The organism is Pseudomonas sp. EL_65y_Pfl1_R83 (genome assembly GCF_963970695.1).
GTDB classification, from domain to species: domain Bacteria; phylum Pseudomonadota; class Gammaproteobacteria; order Pseudomonadales; family Pseudomonadaceae; genus Aquipseudomonas; species Aquipseudomonas tritici.
In genome coordinates this window covers 1-359 of sequence record NZ_CAXAQI010000523.1, presented here as the reverse complement: position 1 = coordinate 359, position 359 = coordinate 1, and the positions used below count along the sequence as shown (strand labels likewise).

Annotated in this window: 1 protein-coding gene; it reads left to right on the top strand. The window is 64.1% G+C overall.

What is annotated here, in order from left to right:
* Positions 1–359: ribonucleotide-diphosphate reductase subunit beta (locus AACY08_RS30155; RefSeq protein WP_339472743.1), on the top strand; the 359-nt coding region annotated here is incomplete at both ends.

Sequence of the window (359 nt, the reverse complement as noted above, 5' to 3'; positions counted from 1 at the left end):
GAGCTGGAAGGCGCCTCCGCCCGCGTCGCCGTTGACGAAAAGCGCATGATCAACTGCCGCGCCGACCTCAACCAACTCGTGCCCTTCAAGTACGACTGGGCCTGGCAGAAGTACCTCGACGGCTGCGCCAACCACTGGATGCCGCAAGAGGTCAACATGACCGCCGACATCGCCCTGTGGAAAACCCCCGAAGGCCTGACCGACGACGAACGCCGCATCGTCATGCGCAACCTCGGCTTCTTCTCCACCGCCGACTCGCTGGTCGCCAACAACCTGGTCCTGGCCGTGTACCGCCTGATCACCAACCCGGAGTGCCGCCAGTACATCCTGCGCCAGGCCTTCGAAGAGGCGATCCACAC